The sequence below is a fragment of the Pseudomonas sp. 15C genome (genome assembly GCF_055484735.1).
This window is the reverse complement of sequence record NZ_JBUDGD010000043.1, coordinates 23,237-43,522: the sequence shown is the minus strand read 5'-3', so window position 1 is coordinate 43,522 and position 20,286 is coordinate 23,237. Positions and strand designations below refer to the sequence as shown.

The following is a 20,286-nucleotide window of genomic DNA, read 5'->3' as shown; positions in this document are numbered from 1 at the left end:
GACCAATAAAACCTAGGAAAATGCCTGCAACGTAACTGGAAAAGTCGCTGCCCTCGGTTAACATGCGCGCCAATTCTTCGCTTTCAAGGCTCTGTCGTGTCCGCCGGTTCTCTTCCTTCGCGTTCATCCCTGTTGCTGGCGCTGCTGGTCTGCCCGGCCGCGCAGGCGGATGACCTGTTCGTTGACAGCGAAGCACTGCCGCAAGTGCTGACGGCCACGCGCCTGAAGCAAACGCCCGCAGAAGTGCCCGGCAGCATGACCGTACTCGACAACGAATTGATCAACGCCAGCGGCGCCCGCGACATCAGCGAACTGCTGCGCCTGGTGCCGGGCATGATGGTCGGCAACATCAGCGGCAATCAGGCCGCGGTCAACTATCACGGGACCAACGCCAGCGAAGCACGGCGCATGCAGGTGCTGATCGACGGTCGTTCGGTGTATCGCGCCGGGCTGGCGACGGTGGACTGGAGCGATATTCCGGTGGCCATCGAAGACATCGAGCGCGTCGAAGTCTTTCGCGGCCCGAATACCGTCAGCTATGGCGCCAATGCGCTGATGGCGGTGGTCAACATCATTTCCCGCCACCCGGCAGACAGCCACGGCACCCGGCTGAAGTACACCCGCGGTCAGCGCGGCATCAATGACTTTTATGCCAGCCAGGGCAGCAGCTGGAATGGCGGCGACTTGCGCCTGTCGTTGTCCGGTCAGGAAGATGATGGCTTCGACAGCGATCGCAGCGGCGCCGATTATCGCGACAGCCGCCGCCTGAATCGCCTGAGCCTCGCCGTCAGTCACACCCTCAGCGATGATCAGAGCCTCGATTGGCAGATCAACGCCAAGGACGGCACCAACCAAAGGCCATATACCTACCAACCGGTGTTCTCCGGGATTACGGCCGCCGGGAACAATTCGGACGTAGTGGCCAAGGATTACGCCGGCTCGGTGCGCTGGAACCTCGACATCAACCCGCAGCACAGCCTGTATGTTCAAGGCTCGGCGCAACACTGGGACCGTCAGCAAACCTGGCGCGCCTGCGATGCCGAGGTATCGTTCAGCCCCGAGCTGACGCAATTGTGGCAACTCAACCCCAATTACACCGAGCGGCTGGCGCGTAACATCACCCGTTTCACCGGCCCCGGCGCGGCACCCGGCACACCACAGGAAATGGCCCTGGCCAATCAGGTGCTCGACCAATGGCGCAACGGCGCGAGCCGAACCCTGTGCGGTGACATCGACCAGAGCGCACGTGAATCGCGCTATGACCTCGAACTGCAGGACACCCTCAGCCTGTCCGACAGCCTGCGCCTGGTCAGCGGCCTGAACTACCGTTACGACCGCGCCGACTCCGAAACCTATTTCAACGGCACGCTCGACGACACCACCTGGCGCGCGTTCGGCCAACTGGAATGGCGCGCGACCGAACACTGGCTGTTGCAGGGCGGCGCAATGTTCGAAGACACCCGACTGGTCGGCAATTCGCTGACCCCGCGCTTCGCCGTTAATTACCTGATCAACCCGCGCCACAGTCTGCGCGCGGTGTACTCGGAGGCGATCCGCTCGCCGGACATGTTCGAGAACAATGTCAACTGGAGCTATCAGGTCAGCAACCTGCGGCCCTCGGCCTATGGCCAATCCTCGGCACGCTACTTTGTCAAAACCCGTGGCCCGGGTGATCTCGATCAGGAGCACATGCGCTCGCGAGAGCTGGGCTATAACGGTTATTTCGCCGAAATCGGTCTGGCGCTCGACGTAAAGCTGTTTTACGACGAGATCACCGGAATGATCAGCGAGCCGCTGCGCAACAACCAATACATCGCCAGCAATGCCAATAATTCACGGTTTCGCGGCACCGAGACCCAGCTCGACTGGCGCGTGAGCCGCGCCGATCGTTTGCGCTTCACCTACGCCTTTGTCGAAGCCGAGGCGAGCAATCCGCTGGATCAGCAATTCACCTCGCGCAACAGCGGCTCGGCCGGCTGGCTGCGCGATTGGGGCCACGGCTGGAACAGCGCCCTCTTCTATTACGGCGACAACGCGCTCAATGGCTACCGCTTCGAGCGGGTCGACACGCGTATCGCCAAACGCATCCCACTGGGCAAGGCGCAACTGCAACTGGCCGGCGTGTTGCAGCAGCGCCTGGACCATGAACCGAACACCTTCGTCGACAATAACTACGACGAGCGCCGGGTCATGTATTTCAGCGCCGAGCTGGAGTTCTAGGATGCGCTACGGCCGGTCACGGAAGACGCCGACCCTGAGTCACTGGCTGGCCGGGGTGTTTCTGTTCGTCAGTGCGTGGCTGCACGGGGTCGCGGTGCAGGCCGCCGACATTCTGTTGACCGGCGCCGAAGACAGCCCCGGCGTGCAAGCCTTCGTCCAGGCGCTGAGCGAGTTGCGCCCGACCGACAGCGTGCGTTTCCAGCCATTGGCCAGTCTGCCGGCGCCGGGCAAATTACCGGCCAGCCTGCGCTTGGTTCTGCTGGATCTGCCGAGTCTGGACTGGCGCCTGCAAGAACCCCAGGGCCCGGCGACGCTGGTGTTGCGCATCAGCCGCTTGCAGGCGCGGCAACGCTTGGGCAGCAGCCAGCCGGCGCGCTTGAGCCTGCTCTGGAGTGATCCGCCGTTGAGCCGGCAATTGCAATTGATCCGGCAAATTCTGCCGCAGGCGCGACGCGTGGGTGTGCTGTTCGGCGAGCACAGCGAATTTCTCCTCAAGGAACTCAACCTCGCCGCCGAACCGTTGGGCCTGCACGTGTTCAGTCAACGCTGGGACAACATCCACGACAGCCGCCCGTTGCAAGCCGTGCTGAAAAACAGCGATGTGCTGCTCGGCCTCGACGATCCCGACCTGTACAGCCCGAAAACTGCGAAAAACCTGTTGCTCAGCAGCTACTCGCGGCAGACGGCACTGGTCGGCCCCAACATCGCCTTCGTCCGGGCCGGCAGCCTCGCCAGCACCTACAGCGATCAGCACGACTGGCTGAGCCTGCTCGACCAATTGCTCGACCAGCCACCGGCCAGTTGGCCGCGAGCGCTCTATCCCGCACGCTTCAAAGTCTCAAGTAATGCGCAGGTGGCTCGTTCTCTGGGTATCGAACCGCCCGATGATGTGTCTGTCGCCAGCCTGCTGGCCGAAGGAGAGCGCCGCCCATGAATTTCCGTCGCCGTTGGGACATCAACACCCGTACCCAGTTGATCAGTCTGGGCCCGGCGCTGTTGCTGACCTTGCTGTTGATCAGCTTCTTTACCTTTGTGCGGATTCAGGATCTGCGTCAGGAACTGACTCACACCGGCCAGTTGATTGCCAATCAACTGGCGCCCGCCACGGAATACGGAGTGATTTCCGGCAATAACGAGGTGCTGGAAAGCCTGCTCAAAGCCACACTCGCTACGCCCAACGTGCGTTTTCTTGAGGTCCAGGACAGCGCCAACCGGATTCTGGTCTACGTCGAGCAACCCGCCGATGCGCACCGCCGACCGCATCAGGTCGAAGTGTTCCAGGCACCGGTGCGCCTGCAACGCATCGCTCTGCACAATGATTTTTTCCAGGATGGCAAAGTCAGCAATGGCGGGACCGGCGAGGATTATCTGGGGCGGGTGATCGTCGGTCTGTCCAACGATGCGTTCAGTCAGCGCCAACAGGAAATCCTCCTCAAGGCCGCCATTCTCGCGTTGTTCGCCCTGCTCTTCACGTTTGTGCTGGCGCGGCGCCTGGCCGGCAGTCTGTCGCAGCCGATCCGTGAAATCGGCGATGCGGTCAAGGCGATCCAGGACGGTGACTACAAAGCCCCGCTGCCGATTGTCGATGACACCGAACTCGGCGCCCTGTCGCAACACATCAACAACCTCGCCCAGGCTCTGGAACAGGCCAGCCGTGAGCAGCATCAGGCGATGGCGCAGCTGATCCAGACCCGTGAAGAGGCAGAAAAGGCCAACAACGCCAAATCCGACTTTCTGGCGATGATGAGCCATGAACTGCGCACGCCCATGAACGGTGTGCTGGGCATGCTGCAATTACTTGAAACCACCGAGATGACCGAGGAGCAGGTCGAATACGCCGCCCTCGCCTCGGAGTCCACCGAACACCTGCTGAAGGTGATCAACGACATTCTCGACTTCTCGCGCATCGAGCGTTCGGAACTGGAGCTTGAGCACATTCCGTTCAACCTTGCCGAACTGATCGGCGCCTGCGCCCAGTCGTTCCAGCACAGCGCGGCGCAACGTGGCCTGGCCTTGAACCTGCGCATCCCCGATGACCTGCGCGGCCTTCAGGTGCAGGGTGATCCGACGCGGATCCGACAGGTTCTGGTCAATCTGGTCGGCAACGCGCTGAAGTTCACCGAACAGGGCCGTGTCAGCATCGAGGCGCAGTGGCAATCGCTGGATCACGAACTGCTGTGGTTCACCTGCTCGGTGCGCGACAGTGGCATCGGTATCTCTTCGGAAAGTCTGGAGTTGATGTTCAACGCTTTTCAGCAGGCCGACAGCTCGATTTCGCGGCGTTACGGTGGCACCGGTCTCGGCTTGCCGATCGCCCGTACGCTGGCCGAGCGCATGGGCGGCACGTTGCGCGCGCAAAGCGAGGAAGGTCGCGGCTCGGTATTCACTCTGGAAATCCCCCTGGCGCTGTACAAGCAGGCCTTGCCGCCGCTGGCCGCGCCGCGTGCACTCAACGCCAGGGAACACGGCGAAGGCCGCCATGTGCTGCTGGTCGAAGACAACCCGGTGAACCAGACGGTGATCGAAGCGATGCTGCGCAGCCTGGGTTTTGCGGTCAGCGTCGCCACCGATGGCGCGCAAGCGGTGCGCAGTGCCGAGAGCGCCGACTTCGAAGCGATTCTGATGGATTGCCGCTTGCCGATCATTGATGGCTACGAGGCTACGCGGCAGATCCGCCGCCTGCCCGGACGCAGCGAGGTGCCGATCATCGCCCTGACCGCCAACGCCTTGCAGGGCGACCGCGAAACCTGCCTCTCGGCGGGGATGAACGATTATCTGGCGAAGCCGTTCAAACGTAATGATCTGCAGCAGATTCTGCAGCGCTGGGTGTCGTAACGTGGGCCTTTCGACCATCTGCGACTGGCGTGAAAAGCGAAAGTGCGGCAGTCTTAGGCACCCGAACGAGCCCCAAAAGGGGCTTGAATAAAAATTTCAGTGCACAAGTGTACATTCATGTCCTTGGTGCTGTGACTTTCACCACAACGCAATAGTCTATGAGTAGGCTGCCGGTTCGAGGCATGAACGCTTCGAACGGTCGGGAAGATTTGCCCCACCTGCCGCATGGGATTATTGAGGAGCTCGCATGACCAAACAAAACGCCTTTACTCGGGAAGATCTGCTGCGCTGCAGTCGCGGTGAGCTGTTCGGCCCAGGTAACGCGCAACTGCCCGCCCCGAACATGCTGATGGTGGATCGCATCACCCTGATCAGCGAAGAAGGCGGCAAGTACGGCAAAGGTGAATTGGTCGCCGAGCTGGATATCAACCCTGACCTGTGGTTCTTCGCGTGCCACTTCGAAGGCGATCCGGTGATGCCGGGCTGCCTGGGTCTGGACGCCATGTGGCAACTGGTCGGCTTCTTCCTCGGCTGGCAAGGCCTGCCGGGCCGCGGCCGTGCGCTGGGTTCGGGCGAAGTGAAATTCTTCGGCCAGGTCCTGCCGACCGCCAAGAAAGTCACCTACAACATTCATATCAAACGCGTCCTCAAGGGCAAGCTGAACCTGGCCATCGCCGATGGTTCGGTGACTGTCGACGGTCGCGAAATCTACACCGCCGAAGGCCTTCGCGTCGGCGTGTTCACCTCCACTGACAACTTCTAAGGGTTATTCGCATGCGCCGCGTCGTTATCACTGGTCTGGGCATCGTTTCGTGCCTGGGCAATGACAAAGAGACCGTCTCCGCTAACCTGCGTGCAAGCCGCCCTGGCATCCGGTTCAACCCGGAATACGCCGAAATGGGTCTGCGTAGCCAGGTTTCCGGCTCCATCGACCTCAACCTTGAAGAACTGATCGATCGCAAGATCTATCGCTTCGTCGGTCACGCAGCGGCTTACGCCTACCTGGCCATGAAAGACGCCATTGCTGACTCCGGCCTGACCGAAGAGCAAGTGTCCAACCCGCGCACTGGCCTGATCGCCGGTTCCGGTGGCGCCTCCACGCTGAACCAGATGGAAGCACTGGACATCCTGCGCGAGAAAGGCGTGAAGCGCGTTGGCCCGTACCGCGTGACGCGGACCATGAGCAGCACCGTTTCCGCTTGCCTGGCCACCCCGTTCAAGATCAAGGGCCTGAACTACTCCATCGCTTCTGCCTGCGCCACCAGTGCTCACTGCATCGGTACCGCCATGGAACAGATCCAGATGGGCAAGCAGGACATCGTCTTCGCCGGCGGCGGTGAAGAAGAACACTGGAGCCAGTCGTTCCTGTTCGACGCCATGGGCGCGCTGTCCAGCAAGCGTAACGAAACGCCTGAACAGGCTTCCCGTGCCTACGACGCCGACCGTGACGGTTTCGTCATCGCGGGCGGTGGCGGCATGGTCGTGGTCGAAGAGCTGGAACACGCTCTGGCCCGCGGCGCAAAAATCTACGCGGAAATCGTTGGCTACGGTGCGACTTCCGACGGCTACGACATGGTTGCCCCAAGTGGCGAAGGCGCGATCCGTTGCATGCAGCAGGCGCTGTCCACCGTCGACACCCCGATCGACTACCTGAACACCCACGGCACCTCGACTCCGGTCGGTGACGTTGCGGAAATGAAAGGTGTGCGTGAAGTGTTCGGCGACAAGGCTCCGGCGATCAGTTCGACCAAGAGCCTGTCCGGTCACTCCCTGGGCGCCGCCGGCGTTCACGAAGCGATCTACTGCATGCTGATGATGGAAGGCAACTTCATTGCCGGCTCCGCCAACATCGACGAGCTGGACCCTGAAGTGGCCGATCTGCCGGTGCTGACCAAGACCCGCGAAAACGCCACCATCAACACCGTGATGAGCAACAGCTTCGGCTTCGGCGGCACCAACGCCACGCTGGTGCTGAAGCGCTGGGAAGGCAAGTAATTCCCCGCAGCTGAGCCGCACATGAAAACGCCCCGACTGGTTCGGGGCGTTTTTTTTAACCTGCAGAAAACCCAGCACACCTCTGATCCCTGTGGGAGCTGGCTTGCCAGCGATAGCGGAGTGTCAGGTAACGAAGATGTTTGTTGTGCCGACGTCATCGCTGGCAAGCCAGCTCCCACAGGGGTTCTGCGGTGCGCTGGAGATGAAACGTTTGTCATGAAACCAAACGCCCTGCGACCGAATGCCGCGGATTACGCGGGCTGCAGCACTCTTGCAAAATACGCAACAACACCTTGCGCGAATCGGCCGTTTACTTAGCTGACTAACAAATTCTATAACAGAGTCCTGCACAGGCCTTGCTGCAGACAACCTGAGATTTGGAGCTAGCAGATGACTGTAAAAGTAACTGAACGCGACGATTCACACATGTCCCACGAAGGCGTAGCCGCCGGTATCCGCATCTGGGATGTGCATCAACAAGACTTGCTGGTCGGCATGTTCCACAGCGAAGTCGATGCCCACAACTACAAGGCCGAACTCGAAGTCCAAGAGCAGCAACGCGACGCCCGCTCCTCCTGAAGCCACCACAGCATTGAAAACGACAAACCCCGCCATGAGCGGGGTTTGTCGTTGTAGCTTTCAGCGGATTACCACATCAGGTCATCCGGGATCTGGTACGCCGCGTACGGATCGTCCTCGGTGCTGACCTCTTCGGTCTTCACGTTGAGCTGGACGATGCGCTGTGGGTCGCGCTCCTGAATCTTCAGCGCCGCTTCACGCGGGATCACTTCGTAACCGCCGTTATGATGGACGATTGCCAGCGAACCATTGCTGAGCTTGTTGCGCATCAGCGTGTTGACCGAGATGCGCTTGACCTTCTTGTCGTCGACGAAGTTGTAGTAGTCCTCGGTGGTCAGCTTCGGCAGACGCGAGACTTCGATCAATTGCTTGACCTGCGCGGCACGCGCCTTGGCTTCGGCCTTCTCTTTCGCCTGACGGTTCAGCTCCTGGTCGCGCTTGACCTTCTCGGCCATGGCTTCCTGGGCGGCGCGCTGCTGCGAGTCATCCAGTTCGATCTGACCCTTGTGAGCCAGGCGCTGCTGCTTCTGCTTGTCCTTGCTGACCTGCTTGGCCTGCTTTTGGTTGACCAGGCCTGCTTTGAGCAACTGGTCGCGAAGGGAAATACTCATGGTGCTTACTCACTTGGGCAGTGGCTCAGCCGCAGCCGGGCACATTCTTTTCCTGACGTTTGGCTTCGCCCCAGAGGGCGTCCAACTCTTCGAGGGTGCAATCTTCCATGGGACGGTGGGTGTCGCGCAATGCCTGTTCGATAAAACGGAAACGTCTTTCAAACTTGCCGTTGGCGCCACGCAATGCGGTTTCCGGATCGACTTTCAAATGGCGGGCCAGATTGACCACGGAAAACAGCAGGTCGCCGATCTCGTCAGCCACCGCGACGGGGTCGTTTTCGGACATGGCTTCGAGCACTTCGTCGAGCTCTTCACGCACCTTGTCGAGCACCGGCAAGGCGTCCGGCCAGTCGAAACCGACCTGCGCGGCGCGCTTCTGCAATTTCGCCGAACGCGACAATGCCGGCAGCGCGGACGGCACATCGTCGAGCAGTGACAGTTGCTCGGGCGCTGCGGATTTCTCGGCGCGCTCCTCAGCCTTGATTTCCTCCCAGCGCTGCTTGACCTGCTCTTCGCTCAGACGCGGCACGTCGAGCGGCGCGTACAGATCGCCGGTGGGGAATACGTGCGGATGCCGGCGGATCAGCTTGCGGGTGATGCTGTCGATCACCCCGGCGAATTCGAAGCGACCTTCTTCCTTGGCCAACTGGCTGTAATACACCACCTGAAACAGCAGATCGCCGAGCTCGCCCTGCAAGTGATCGAAATCGCCACGCTCAATGGCGTCGGCCACTTCGTAGGCTTCTTCAAGGGTGTGCGGAACGATGGTGGCGTAAGTTTGCTTGATGTCCCACGGGCAACCGAACTGCGGATCGCGCAGGCGGGACATCAGGTGGAGCAGGTCTTCAAGGCTGTACATCATTTCTCAGTCTCACCACAAAACCCTGTGGGAGCTGGCTTGCCAGCGATTGCATCACCTCGATTCTCCTGAGAGACCGAGTTGTCTGCATCGCTGGCAAGCCAGCTCCCACATGGGATCAGAGTCATCTTCACGGGGTGCGGTTACGCCGCGTTTCGATGATGTTCGGCAATTGCGAAATCCGCCCCAGCAAGCGCCCCAGCGCGTCCAGGCCCGGAATCTCGATGGTCAGCGACATCAGCGCGGTGTTGTCTTCCTTGTTCGAGCGGGTGTTGACCGCCAGCACGTTGATGCGCTCGTTGAGCAGCACCTGCGAGACGTCACGCAGCAGACCGGAACGGTCGTAGGCGCGGATGACGATGTCCACCGGATAGGTGAGCACCGGCACCGGTCCCCAGCTGACCTGGATGATCCGCTCGGGCTCGCGCCCGCCCAGTTGCAGCACCGAGGCGCAGTCCTGACGGTGAATGCTCACGCCGCGGCCCTGAGTGATGTAGCCGACGATCGCATCGCCCGGCAGTGGCTGGCAGCAGCCGGCCATCTGCGTCATCAGGTTGCCGACGCCCTGGATCTGAATGTCGCCACGCTTGCCCGGTTTGTAGCCGGTGGCCTTGCGCGGAATCAGTTCCAGCTGTTCGTTGCCGCGCTCCGGCTCGACCAGTTGCTGCGCGAGGTTGACCAGTTGCGCCAGGCGCAGGTCGCCGGCACCGAGGGCGGCGAACATGTCTTCGGCGGTTTTCATGTTGGCCTTGTCGGCCAGCTTGTCGAAGTCCACCGCCGGCAGGCCGAGACGGGTCAGTTCGCGCTCGATCAGGGTCTTGCCGGCCGCGACGTTCTGGTCGCGCGCCTGCAATTTGAACCAGTGCACGATCTTCGCCCGTGCCCGCGACGTGGTGACGTAACCGAGGTTCGAGTTCAGCCAGTCGCGGCTCGGCGTGCCGTGCTTGCTGGTGATGATCTCGACCTGCTCACCGGTCTGCAGGCTGTAGTTGAGCGGGACGATGCGCCCGTTGATCTTCGCGCCACGGCAGTTGTGGCCGATCTCGGTGTGTACGCGGTAGGCGAAGTCCAGCGGCGTCGCGCCTTTGGGCAGGTCGATGGCGTGACCGTCGGGGGTAAAGATGTAGACCCGGTCCGGCTCGATATCGACACGCAGCTGTTCGGCCAGCCCGCCGATGTCGCCCAGCTCTTCATGCCACTCGAGGACCTGACGCAGCCAGGAGATTTTCTCTTCGTAGTGGTTGGAGCCGGATTTGACGTCGGTGCCCTTGTAGCGCCAGTGCGCACAAACGCCGAGCTCGGCCTCTTCGTGCATCGAGTGCGTACGGATCTGTACTTCGAGAACCTTGCCTTCCGGGCCGATCACCGCAGTGTGCAGCGAGCGGTAGCCGTTCTCTTTCGGGTTGGCGATATAGTCGTCGAATTCTTTCGGAATGTGGCGCCACAAGGTGTGGACGATGCCCAGCGCGGTGTAGCAGTCGCGCATTTCCGGAACCAGCACGCGCACCGCACGCACGTCGTAGATCTGGCTGAACTCCAGCCCCTTGCGCTGCATTTTGCGCCAGATCGAATAGATGTGTTTGGCCCGCCCGCTGATGTCGGCCTCGACACCGGTGGCCTGCAATTCGTCCTTGAGCTGGGTCATCACGTCAGCGATGAAACGCTCGCGGTCCAGCCGCCGCTCGTGGAGCAACTTGGCGATCTGTTTGTATTGATCGGGCTCCAGGTAACGGAAGGACAAATCCTCCAGTTCCCACTTGATATGACCGATGCCGAGGCGGTGCGCGAGCGGCGCATAGATGTCGAAGACTTCCCGGGCGACGCGGTTACGTTTTTCGTCGTCGGCGGTTTTCACCGCACGGATCGCGCAGGTGCGTTCGGCCAGTTTGATCAGCGCGACGCGCACGTCATCGACCATGGCCACGAGCATTTTGCGCAGGTTCTCTACCTGCCCCTGCGTGCCCATGACCATCGACTGGCGCGGGCTGAGGCTGGCGCTGATGGCGGCCATGCGCTGCACGCCGTCGATCAGCTTGGCCACCACCGGGCCGAAACGCTGGCCGACGGCGGCGAGTTCGATCTGGCCCTCGCGCACGCCGCGATACAGCACCGCTGCAACCAGCGAATCCTGATCGAGCTTGAGGTCGGCGAGGATCTCGGCGATTTCAAGCCCGGTGCTGAAACTGCCGGAGCCCTCGGCCCACAGATTCTTTTTCGCGTTGGATTGCTGCTCCGCCTCGCGAGCGAACTCGCAGGCTTCTTTCAAGGCTTCGCGATCCAGTGCCAGATCGACACTGACCGCATGATCGAGCCAAGCCTCGAGATTGATACTGCCGTCGGTGTTGATCGGCTGGTGTGCTCTCACCTGTACCATGTCGCTTTACCTTCCCTACGACGCAGATTCAATGCGTCAAATCGCTGATCCTCATCGCCCGGTTGCGCTCGCGGGGCTCAGGCGAGCGCGGCACGGACAGATCAGACGGATTCAGACGAGCCATCCTGGCTCGCTTCAAATAACGCCATGGCCTCGACATGTGCCGTCTGAGGAAACATATCGAGAATCCCGGCACGTTTTAACCGGTAGCCCTGCTTGATCAATTCGACCGTGTCGCGTGCCAGAGTTGCAGGGTTGCACGACACATACACCAGCCGTTTGGCACCCAGGCTCGCCAGCTTGCGCACCACCTCGAAAGCACCGTCACGGGGTGGGTCCAAGAGTACCGCAGAAAAGCCGTTTCCGATCCACTGGGCATCGCTCAAAGGCTGGGATAAATCGGCTTGAAAAAATTTTGTGTTATGCAAATTGTTACTGGCGGCGTTGGCTTCGGCACGCTCGACCATGGTCTGCACGCCCTCGACTGCCACCACTTCACGCACGCTTTGGGCCAAGGGCAACGCAAAGTTGCCGAGACCGCAAAACAGGTCCAGCACGCGTTCCTCGGCCCTCGGCTGCAGCCAGTCCAGCGCCTGAGCGACCATCGCCTCGTTGACGCCGGCATTGACCTGAACGAAGTCGCCGGGGCGGTAGGCCAGATCAAGGTCCCATTGTTCCAGGCGATAGCCCAGCGCCTGGCTGGCGTCGACCGGTTGCGGTTCGCCGTCGCCATGCAGCCACAATTGCGCCTCATGGAACTGGCAGAAATCCTTGAGGATCGTCAGGTCTGCTTCGGAGAGCGGCGCCATGTGCCGCAGCAACACGGCCAGTGACGAGCCGCAGAACAATTCGACATGCCCCAGCGCTTGCGGCTTGCTCAAGCGACGCAGCATCTCCGGCAATCGGGTCATGATCGGTTGCAAGGGCTGTACCAGCACCGGGCATTCGCTGATCGCCACGATGTCCTGACTGCCGGCGGCGCGGAAACCCACTTCAAGTTGCTTTGCCTTCATGTCCCAGCGCACCGCAATTCGCGCGCGACGGCGATAGCCGAATTCCGGACCGGTCAACGGCGCGGCCCATTCTTGGGGCTCAACGCCGGCAACGCGCGACAATTGCTCGGCGAGCATGCGCTGTTTCAGGGCGAGCTGTTCGTCGTGGGGCAGGTGCTGCACGCTGCAACCGCCGCAGCGACCGGCATGCGGGCACGGTGCCGGGCGGCGCAAGTCGCTGGGCTTGAACACACGCTCGGTGCGCGCCTCGACGACTTTGCCGTGGGCGCCAAGCACTCGCGCCTCGACTTCTTCGCCGGCGAGCGCGCCGAGAACGAACCAGGTTTTGCCTTCGAAAAATGCGATACCGCGACCGTCATTGGCCAGGCGCTCGATGTTCAAACGCTGCTTTTTGCCGGTCGGGATTTGTGCGGCCTTGCTACCGCCGGTGGGCTGGAAGCGCAGGCCTCTCTCGTGTTTGGCCATCAGTTGGGCGCGTCGAAAATGCCGGTCGACAGGTAACGGTCGCCACGGTCGCAGATGATCGCGACGATCACCGCGTTTTCAACTTCTTTGGACAAGCGCAGCATCGCTGCCACCGCACCGCCCGAAGACACGCCGCAGAAGATGCCTTCTTCGCGGGCCAGGCGACGGGTGACGTCCTCGGCTTCGCTTTGCGCCATGTCGACGATGCGGTCGACGCGGTCGGCCTGATAGATCTTCGGCAGGTATTCCTGCGGCCAGCGGCGGATGCCGGGAATGGCCGAGCCTTCCATCGGTTGCAGGCCGACGATCTGCACGCTGTCGCTCTGCTCTTTCAAGTAGCGCGAAACGCCCATGATGGTGCCGGTGGTGCCCATGGAGCTAACGAAATGGGTAATGCTGCCCTGGGTCTGGCGCCAGATTTCGGGACCGGTGGTGGTGTAGTGCGCTTCGGGGTTGTCGCCATTGGCGAACTGATCGAGCACCTTGCCACGGCCTTCGGCTTCCATGCGCTGCGCCAGATCGCGCGCGCCTTCCATGCCTTCTTCCTGACTGACCAGAATCAACTCGGCGCCATACGCGGTCATCGCCGCTTTACGCTCGGCGCTGGAATTGTCCGGCATGATCAGGATCATCTTGTAACCCTTGATCGCGGCCGCCATGGCCAAGGCGATCCCGGTGTTACCGGAAGTCGCCTCGATCAGCGTATCGCCGGCGTGGATCTGCCCGCGCAACTCGGCACGGGTAATCATCGACAGCGCCGGACGGTCCTTGACCGAACCCGCCGGGTTGTTCCCTTCGAGCTTGAGCAAAAGGGTGTTGCTGGTAGCGCCGGGCAGGCGCTGCAAACGCACCAGCGGCGTGTTGCCGACGCAATCGGCGATGGTTGGGTACTGCAGGGTCATGGCGTATTCGCAATCCAGACGTGCGGGGGCGCCTATCATACCGGCAAACCCGCGCAGGCCATATCACGCAAAGTGCGGTGCTTATGGTTTATGGGAATAAGCGCACGCTAGTCAGTGTTTTCTATGTGGGCGGTATCCAGTGCGTAGAACTCATGCAACTTGGCTTGCAGCAACTGCTTATCCGGCAAACAGGTTTGATATTGCGCAATCAGCGCAGGCGAGAGGCTACGATTGAGAGCGTACTCGACCACCTCGTCTTCCTTGCTCGCACAAAGCAGAACTCCGATCGCCGGGTTTTCGTGAGGCTTGCGCACGTTGCGATCGAGCGCCTCCAGATAGAAATCCAGCTTGCCGAGGTATTCCGGCTCAAAACGGCCGACCTTGAGTTCAATGGCTACAAGGCAGTTGAGCCCTCGGTGGAAGAACAAAAGATCGAGTGAGAAATCCCGGCCGCCGACTTGCAGCGGATATTCGGAACCGACAAAGCAGAAGTCGCGACCAAGTTCGATCAGGAATTCCTTGAGGCGGGATAGCAGACCCTGGTGCAGATCGGTTTCGGAATGAGCAGAGGGCAGATCTAGAAATTCGACCATGTAGGAATCGCGGAAGATCTCGAGTACTGCCGGGTGGGCTTGTTTAAGTGCGGCGGAGGCTTTTGCCGGATCGGTGACGCTTCGCTCAAACAGCGCTGTTTTCAGCTGCCGCTCCAGCTCACGTCTGGACCATCGCTCTTGAACGGCCATTCTTACGTAAAACGCGCGTTCCTCGGGTCGTTTGCACTGGCTGAAGATGACCAGATTGTGCGACCAGGATAATTGTCGCACCAGTGGTGCGACTTTCTCTTCGGCGTGATAAGTCTCATAAAACTGGCGCATTCGAAACAGGTTCGAACGAGTAAAACCGCGCAACCCTGGTTGTGTCATGGCCAAATGATCGGCCAATTGACCCACCACCGAATCCCCCCACTCCGCCCGCGCGATCTTGAGACTGATATGCGCCCCCACCTGCCAATAAAGCTCAATCAGTTGTGTATTGACCGCTTGCATGGCCTTATGTCTGGAACTGTGAATCAGCGCGAGCACTTCGTTGAAACGTTCGCCATCCGGGCTGCCAGTAAGGCTGGATACAGTCATGCGCAATTCCTTGAAGATCAGTGGGAAGCACGAGCCTAACCCCTTCAGGAAGCTTGAAATGACCGCCGATGCAGCTTGGGAAATGTCACACAGAAAAAGGCGAGCGCTCCGTCAACCCAGCGGTATTGAAGCCATGGATGGACTACATCGCGAGCAGGCTCACTCCTACAAAGGAGTTATGTTGTTCACACAACCTGAGGCGAACCGAGTTCCACTGTGGGAGCGGGCCTGCTCGCGAAGGCGTCAGACCTGGCGACACCATCATCCGCCAGCAAGCGCAAATTCAACCGCAGCCCCGCCCCGGTATTTTCCGCCCAGAGCAACCCGCCCTGGCGCTGCACCGCATTGCGCGCAATGCTCAAGCCCAAACCAAACCCGCCATCCCCTGGCCTCGAGCCGTCGAGTCGGATGAACGGTGAAAAAATCCGCTCCAGATCTGCTTCAGCCACACCGCCGCCCTGATCCTCCAGCCACAAATGCCAATAATCGCCATCGCGCTGTCCATCGAGCCGGACAATTGCGCCCTCGGGCGAATGCCGAATCGCATTGCGCAAAATATTCTCCAGCGCCTGCGCCAGGGTATTCAGATGGCCGCGTACCCAGCACGACGCATCGACCGAACATTGCAACTGCAAGCTCGGCCAGCCGCTTTCGTAACAGGCATTGTCGGTAAGCATTTCCCAGAGGGCCTGAATCTGGATCGCTTCGTCGGGCAGTGGCGTGCGGTCAGTGTCGAGCCAGGCCAGTTGCAAGGTGTCTTCGACCAGCCGCTGCATGCCGTCGACCTCGCGGCCGATGCGTTCGCGCAACTGTGGCAGCCCTTGCTCGCCTTCACTGGCGACGCGCAGGCGGCTCAGCGGCGTGCGCAGTTCATGGGATAAATCGCGCAACAGCTGCTGTTGCACGGCGACGGTGGTTTGCAGGCGTTCGGACATCGAATCGAATGCGCGGGCCAGCTCACCGAGTTCGTCGGGGCGCTGGGTCATGCCGCTCGACAGGCGCACATTCAATTGGTCGGCGCGCCAGGCGTTGGCCTGTTCACGCAGGTTGTTCAGAGGTACCACCAGCAAACGGTACAGGCCGACACACAACAACAGCGTGAACAGCCCGGGAATCACGCCATTGGTAATGACGCGCCAGAACACCCGGTATTTGCCCGGCACAAAGCGTTCCGGCAACTCGATGACGAGGATGCCGGCGGACGGTTCTTTGGGAAACGGCACGCGCAGCCACGGTCGGCCCTTTTTGTGGATAGGCCAGTCGAGGCCGCGTAGAAAGGTCAGGTGCTGCACTTCTGCCTCGTTCAACGGCTCGCTGCTCAGCGACTGCAAATTGCCGCCAATCACCCCGACCCAACTGGCCTCGCGCAATTCCATGCTTTGCAGCCAGTCATCCACGCCGTGGCGGCCGCCGTGCTGCCAGGCCTGCTCCGCTTGGGCGGCATAGCGACTGAGCGTGCCGCGCGCTTCGTCGGAGAGAAACTGATTGCGCTCCTCCATGTAGCGCCCCCACGACCAACTCAGCCAGATCATCAGCAAACAGAACGCCATCAGCAGCAGAGCCAGTTTCCAGAACAGCGAATGCCGCCCCGGCAGTTCAGAGCGTTTCATCAGCGCCACTCAATACGTAGCCCTTGCCCCAAACCGTGCGCACTTCGCGCTCGGTGTAACCGATGGCCTTGAGTTTGCGGCGGATCTGGCTGATGTGCATGTCGAGGCTGCGGTCGTGGGCGGCATAGCCGCGTTGCAGGACATGCTGATAAAGGAAGGCTTTGCTCAGCACTTCCTCGTCGTTGCGGTTGAGGGTGTCGAGCAAGCGGAATTCGCTGCGGGTCAGCCCGGCGGCCTGCTCGCGGAAAAACACCTCGCATTGCTCATCGTCGAAACGCAGCGTACCGCTTGCCGCCGGCAGCGCAGCCGCCGCCGGACGGCGATCGAGGGCGACGCGGCGCAGGATCGCTTCGATGCGCACATGCAACTCGGCCATGCTGAACGGCTTGGGCAAATAATCATCGGCGCCGAGCCGAAAGCCGCTGATGCGATCAGCCTCGGCGCCGAGGGCCGACATCAACAGCACCGGGGTCGAATGGCTCTGGCGCAATTGCGTCAGCAGCTTCAAGCCGTCGAGCCCCGGCAGGAGAATGTCCATTAAAACCACGTCGAACGGCTGGTGCCTGGCAATGTTCAGGCCTTCCTCACCATTCTGGCACCAGGTCACCTGAAAGCCGCTGCGGCCCAGATGCTCATGCACGTAGGCGCCGAGCACCGGATCGTCTTCGATGGAAAGAATGCGTGGCTGGCCAACGGAAACAGGAGTCATGAGTATCTGCAAGTAATTCTCAGTTGAGCGCGATTATTCAAGATTGCCGGGCTTGCGGCAACTCTAGGTTCGGTCATCAGACCAACGCGCTTGTGCGGGCCTCGCCATCGCTGGCACATTTTTCCGGAGATTGCCTGCGAGCAAATCGCTACACTGCGCCCATGTCGCGTGCCGGATGCACGCATGAGTCAACAGATCAGCGGGATGCAGGAGACGGGCGTGCTCAAGAAACTGGGAATCAAAGGTCGGGTATTGTTGCTGACCTTGTTGCCGACCAGCCTGATGGCGCTGGTGCTGGGCGGGTATTTCACCTGGACGCAGCAGTCCGACTTGCAGACCCAATTGATGCAGCGCGGCGAAATGATCGCCGAGCAACTGGCGCCGCTGGTCGCGCCGGCCATGGGCCACGGCAACACCGAACTGCTCGAGCGCATCGCCACGCAGTCGCTGGAACAACCGGACGTGCGCGCGGTGACATTCCTCGCCGCGGATCGCTCGCCACTGGCCCACGCCGGCCCGACCATGCTCAATCAGGCGCCAAGCGGCGACAGCGCGCAATTGCAACGACGCAGCGGCAATGACGCCACACGCTATCTGATGCCGGTGTTCGGCAAGCACCGCAACCTTGCTGGCGAGCTGATCCCGGAAGAGTCCGACCGCCTGCTCGGCTGGGTCGAGCTGGAGCTGTCGCACAACGGCATGTTGCTGCGCGGCTATCGCAGTCTGTTCGCCAGCCTGCTGCTGATCGCCGCCGGGCTGGCCGGCGCGGCGCTGCTGGCATTGCGCATGGGCCGCACGATCAACCGCCCGCTCGGGCAGATCAAGCAAGCCGTCGCTCAATTGAAGGACGGCCACCTGGAAACCCGTTTGCCGCCGCTCGGCAGTCAGGAACTGGATGAACTGGCCTCGGGCATCAACCGCATGGCCGGCACCCTGCAGAACGCCCGCGAAGAATTGCAGCACAGTGTCGATCAGGCCACCGAAGACGTACGTCAGAATCTCGAAACCATCGAGATCCAGAACATCGAGCTGGATCTGGCGCGCAAAGAGGCACTGGAGGCGAGCCGGATCAAATCGGAATTTCTCGCCAACATGAGCCACGAGATCCGCACGCCGCTGAACGGTATTCTCGGCTTCACTCATTTATTGCAGAAAAGTGAACTGACCCCGCGCCAGCTCGACTATCTGGGCACCATCGAAAAATCTGCCGACAGCCTGCTGGGGATCATCAACGAGATTCTCGATTTCTCGAAAATCGAGGCCGGCAAACTGGTGCTGGATCATATCCCGTTCAATCTGCGCGATCTGCTCCAGGACACCCTGACCATTCTCGCCCCGGCCGCGCACGCCAAGCAGCTGGAACTGGTCAGCCTGGTCTACCGCGACACGCCACTGTCGCTGGTCGGCGATCCGCTGCGGCTCAAGCAGATCCTCACCAACCTGGTCAGCAACGCGATCAAGTTTACCCGCGAAGGCACCATCGTCGCTCGGGCCATGCTGGAAGATGAACACGAAGACAGCGTGCAACTGCGCATCAGCATTCAGGACACCGGCATCGGCCTGTCCAATCAGGACGTGCGCGCGTTGTTCCAGGCCTTCAGCCAGGCGGACAACTCGCTGTCGCGCCAGCCCGGCGGCACGGGTTTGGGGCTGGTAATTTCCAAACGTCTGATCGAACAGATGGGCGGTGAGATCGGCGTCGACAGCACGCCCGGCGAAGGCTCGGAATTCTGGATCAGCCTGAGCCTGCCGAAAACCCGCGACGACGCCGAAGACATGCCCGCCCCGCCACTGCTCGGGCGCCGCGTCGCAGTGCTGGAAAACCACGAACTGGCGCGGCAGGCCCTGCAGCATCAACTGGAAGATTGCGGCCTCGACGTCACCCCGTTCAATACCCTCGAAAGCCTGACCAATGGCGTCACCGGCGCGCACCAGACTGATCAGGCGATCGATCTGGCGGTCATCGGCATCACCAGCAACGACATGCTGCCCGAGCGTTTGAATCAGCACATATGGGACCTCGAACACCTCGGCTGCAAAGTGCTGGTGCTGTGCCCGACCACCGAGCAGACGCTGTTTCATCTGTCGGTGCCCAACCCGCACAGCCAGTTGCAGGCCAAACCGGCGTGCACACGCAAGCTGCGTCGGGCCTTGTCCGATCTGGTCAACCCGCGTCAGCCACGCCATGAACCGGGCGAACCGCTGTCGAGCCGGGCGCCAAAAGTGCTGTGCGTCGACGACAACCCGGCCAACCTGCTGCTGGTGCAAACGCTGCTCGAGGACATGGGCGCCAAGGTCCTTGCGGTGGAAAGCGGATATGCCGCGGTCAAAGCGGTGCAGACTGAATCCTTCGATCTGGTGCTGATGGACGTGCAGATGCCGGGCATGGACGGTCGCCAGAGCACCGAAGCGATCCGCCAGTGGGAAAGCGAGCGACACAGCACCCCGCTACCCATCGTCGCCCTCACCGCCCACGCCATGGCCAACGAAAAACGCGCGCTGCTGCAAAGCGGCATGGACGATTACCTGACCAAGCCGATCAGCGAACGGCAACTGGCGCAGGTGGTGCTGAAATGGACCGGTCTGGCCCTGCGCAATCAAGCGCCGGAGCGCGGCAGCGACAGCGCTGCGAACAGCAATGAATTGCCGGTGCTCGATCATGAAGAAGGTTTGCGTCTGGCCGCCGGCAAGGCCGACCTGGCTGCGGACATGCTGGCAATGCTGCTCGCCTCGCTCGAAGCCGACCGCGAAGCCATCCGCGCCGCTCGCGACAGCCACGATCAGAACGCGCTGCTCGAACGCGTGCATCGCCTGCACGGCGCCACGCGTTACTGCGGCGTACCGCAATTGCGCGCGGCCTGCCAGCGCAGCGAAACCCTGCTCAAGCAAGACGACCCGAAAGCCACTCTGGCGCTGGATGAACTGGAACGGGCGATCAACCGATTGGCGGCGCAGGCGAAGATCAGCGCCTGATCCACGGC

At 61.2% G+C, this 20,286-nt stretch carries 15 protein-coding genes; 7 read left to right on the top strand and 8 right to left on the bottom strand.

Going from position 1 to position 20,286, the window contains the following annotated elements:
- Positions 1–96 precede the first annotated feature (96 nt).
- The 6 genes from ACYYKW_RS19765 to ACYYKW_RS19740 all read left to right on the top strand — a co-directional run bounded on the left by ACYYKW_RS19765 (position 97) and on the right by ACYYKW_RS19740 (position 7,629).
- Positions 97–2,220, top strand: coding sequence for a TonB-dependent receptor plug domain-containing protein (locus ACYYKW_RS19765; protein ID WP_464990907.1), 2,124 nt, complete (start codon positions 97–99; stop codon positions 2,218–2,220).
- Between the two features lies 1 nt (position 2,221).
- Positions 2,222–3,154: an ABC transporter substrate-binding protein gene (locus ACYYKW_RS19760; protein WP_464990906.1), complete on the top strand. Its 933-nt coding sequence runs from the start codon at positions 2,222–2,224 to the stop codon at positions 3,152–3,154.
- Complete coding sequence (locus ACYYKW_RS19755; RefSeq protein ID WP_464990905.1) at positions 3,151–5,055, top strand: ATP-binding protein; 1,905 nt, start codon at positions 3,151–3,153, stop codon at positions 5,053–5,055. The genes ACYYKW_RS19760 and ACYYKW_RS19755 overlap by 4 nt, the downstream gene beginning before the upstream one ends.
- A 247-nt stretch (positions 5,056–5,302) precedes the next feature.
- Positions 5,303–5,818: a 3-hydroxyacyl-[acyl-carrier-protein] dehydratase FabA gene (fabA, locus tag ACYYKW_RS19750; RefSeq protein ID WP_003227150.1), complete on the top strand. Its 516-nt coding sequence runs from the start codon at positions 5,303–5,305 to the stop codon at positions 5,816–5,818.
- 11 nt (positions 5,819–5,829) lie between these two features.
- The gene (gene fabB, locus ACYYKW_RS19745) at positions 5,830–7,050 is read left to right on the top strand and encodes a beta-ketoacyl-ACP synthase I (RefSeq protein ID WP_090285297.1); all 1,221 of its coding nucleotides are present in this window, start codon (positions 5,830–5,832) and stop codon (positions 7,048–7,050) included.
- A 390-nt stretch (positions 7,051–7,440) separates the two neighbouring features.
- The gene (locus ACYYKW_RS19740; protein ID WP_093099317.1) at positions 7,441–7,629 is read left to right on the top strand and encodes a hypothetical protein; all 189 of its coding nucleotides are present in this window, start codon (positions 7,441–7,443) and stop codon (positions 7,627–7,629) included.
- Between the two features lie 68 nt (positions 7,630–7,697).
- On the opposite strand, the gene ACYYKW_RS19735 is transcribed toward ACYYKW_RS19740, so the two are convergent.
- From ACYYKW_RS19735 to ACYYKW_RS19700, 8 genes are all read right to left on the bottom strand, one after another.
- Positions 7,698–8,240, bottom strand: coding sequence for a DUF2058 domain-containing protein (locus ACYYKW_RS19735; protein WP_090285301.1), 543 nt, complete (start codon positions 8,238–8,240; stop codon positions 7,698–7,700).
- 25 nt (positions 8,241–8,265) lie between these two features.
- Positions 8,266–9,099, bottom strand: coding sequence for a nucleoside triphosphate pyrophosphohydrolase (mazG, locus tag ACYYKW_RS19730; protein WP_332769275.1), 834 nt, complete (start codon positions 9,097–9,099; stop codon positions 8,266–8,268).
- 130 nt (positions 9,100–9,229) lie between these two features.
- Positions 9,230–11,473 (bottom strand): GTP diphosphokinase, encoded by a 2,244-nt coding sequence (gene relA, locus ACYYKW_RS19725; RefSeq protein ID WP_090285304.1) that lies wholly within the window; start codon positions 11,471–11,473, stop codon positions 9,230–9,232.
- A gap of 101 nt (positions 11,474–11,574) precedes the next feature.
- A complete protein-coding gene (rlmD, locus tag ACYYKW_RS19720) occupies positions 11,575–12,951 on the bottom strand; it encodes a 23S rRNA (uracil(1939)-C(5))-methyltransferase RlmD (protein ID WP_464990904.1) in 1,377 nt (458 codons plus the stop codon).
- Positions 12,951–13,853: a cysteine synthase CysM gene (cysM, locus tag ACYYKW_RS19715; RefSeq protein ID WP_163004698.1), complete on the bottom strand. Its 903-nt coding sequence runs from the start codon at positions 13,851–13,853 to the stop codon at positions 12,951–12,953. The genes rlmD and cysM overlap by 1 nt, the downstream gene beginning before the upstream one ends.
- A gap of 107 nt (positions 13,854–13,960) precedes the next feature.
- Positions 13,961–14,986: a PDDEXK nuclease domain-containing protein gene (locus ACYYKW_RS19710; protein WP_464990903.1), complete on the bottom strand. Its 1,026-nt coding sequence runs from the start codon at positions 14,984–14,986 to the stop codon at positions 13,961–13,963.
- A gap of 185 nt (positions 14,987–15,171) precedes the next feature.
- Positions 15,172–16,596 carry a histidine kinase sensor domain-containing protein gene (locus tag ACYYKW_RS19705; RefSeq protein ID WP_464990902.1) on the bottom strand — a complete coding sequence of 475 codons (1,425 nt, stop codon included), beginning with the start codon at positions 16,594–16,596 and terminating at the stop codon, positions 15,172–15,174.
- On the bottom strand, positions 16,583–17,305 hold the full coding sequence (locus ACYYKW_RS19700) for a response regulator transcription factor (protein ID WP_464990901.1): 723 nt from the start codon (positions 17,303–17,305) through the stop codon (positions 16,583–16,585). The genes ACYYKW_RS19705 and ACYYKW_RS19700 overlap by 14 nt, the downstream gene beginning before the upstream one ends.
- Before the next feature lie 219 nt (positions 17,306–17,524).
- On the opposite strand from ACYYKW_RS19700, the gene ACYYKW_RS19695 reads away from it, so the two are divergent.
- A complete protein-coding gene (locus ACYYKW_RS19695; RefSeq protein ID WP_093106549.1) occupies positions 17,525–20,278 on the top strand; it encodes a response regulator in 2,754 nt (917 codons plus the stop codon).
- Positions 20,279–20,286 lie beyond the last annotated feature (8 nt).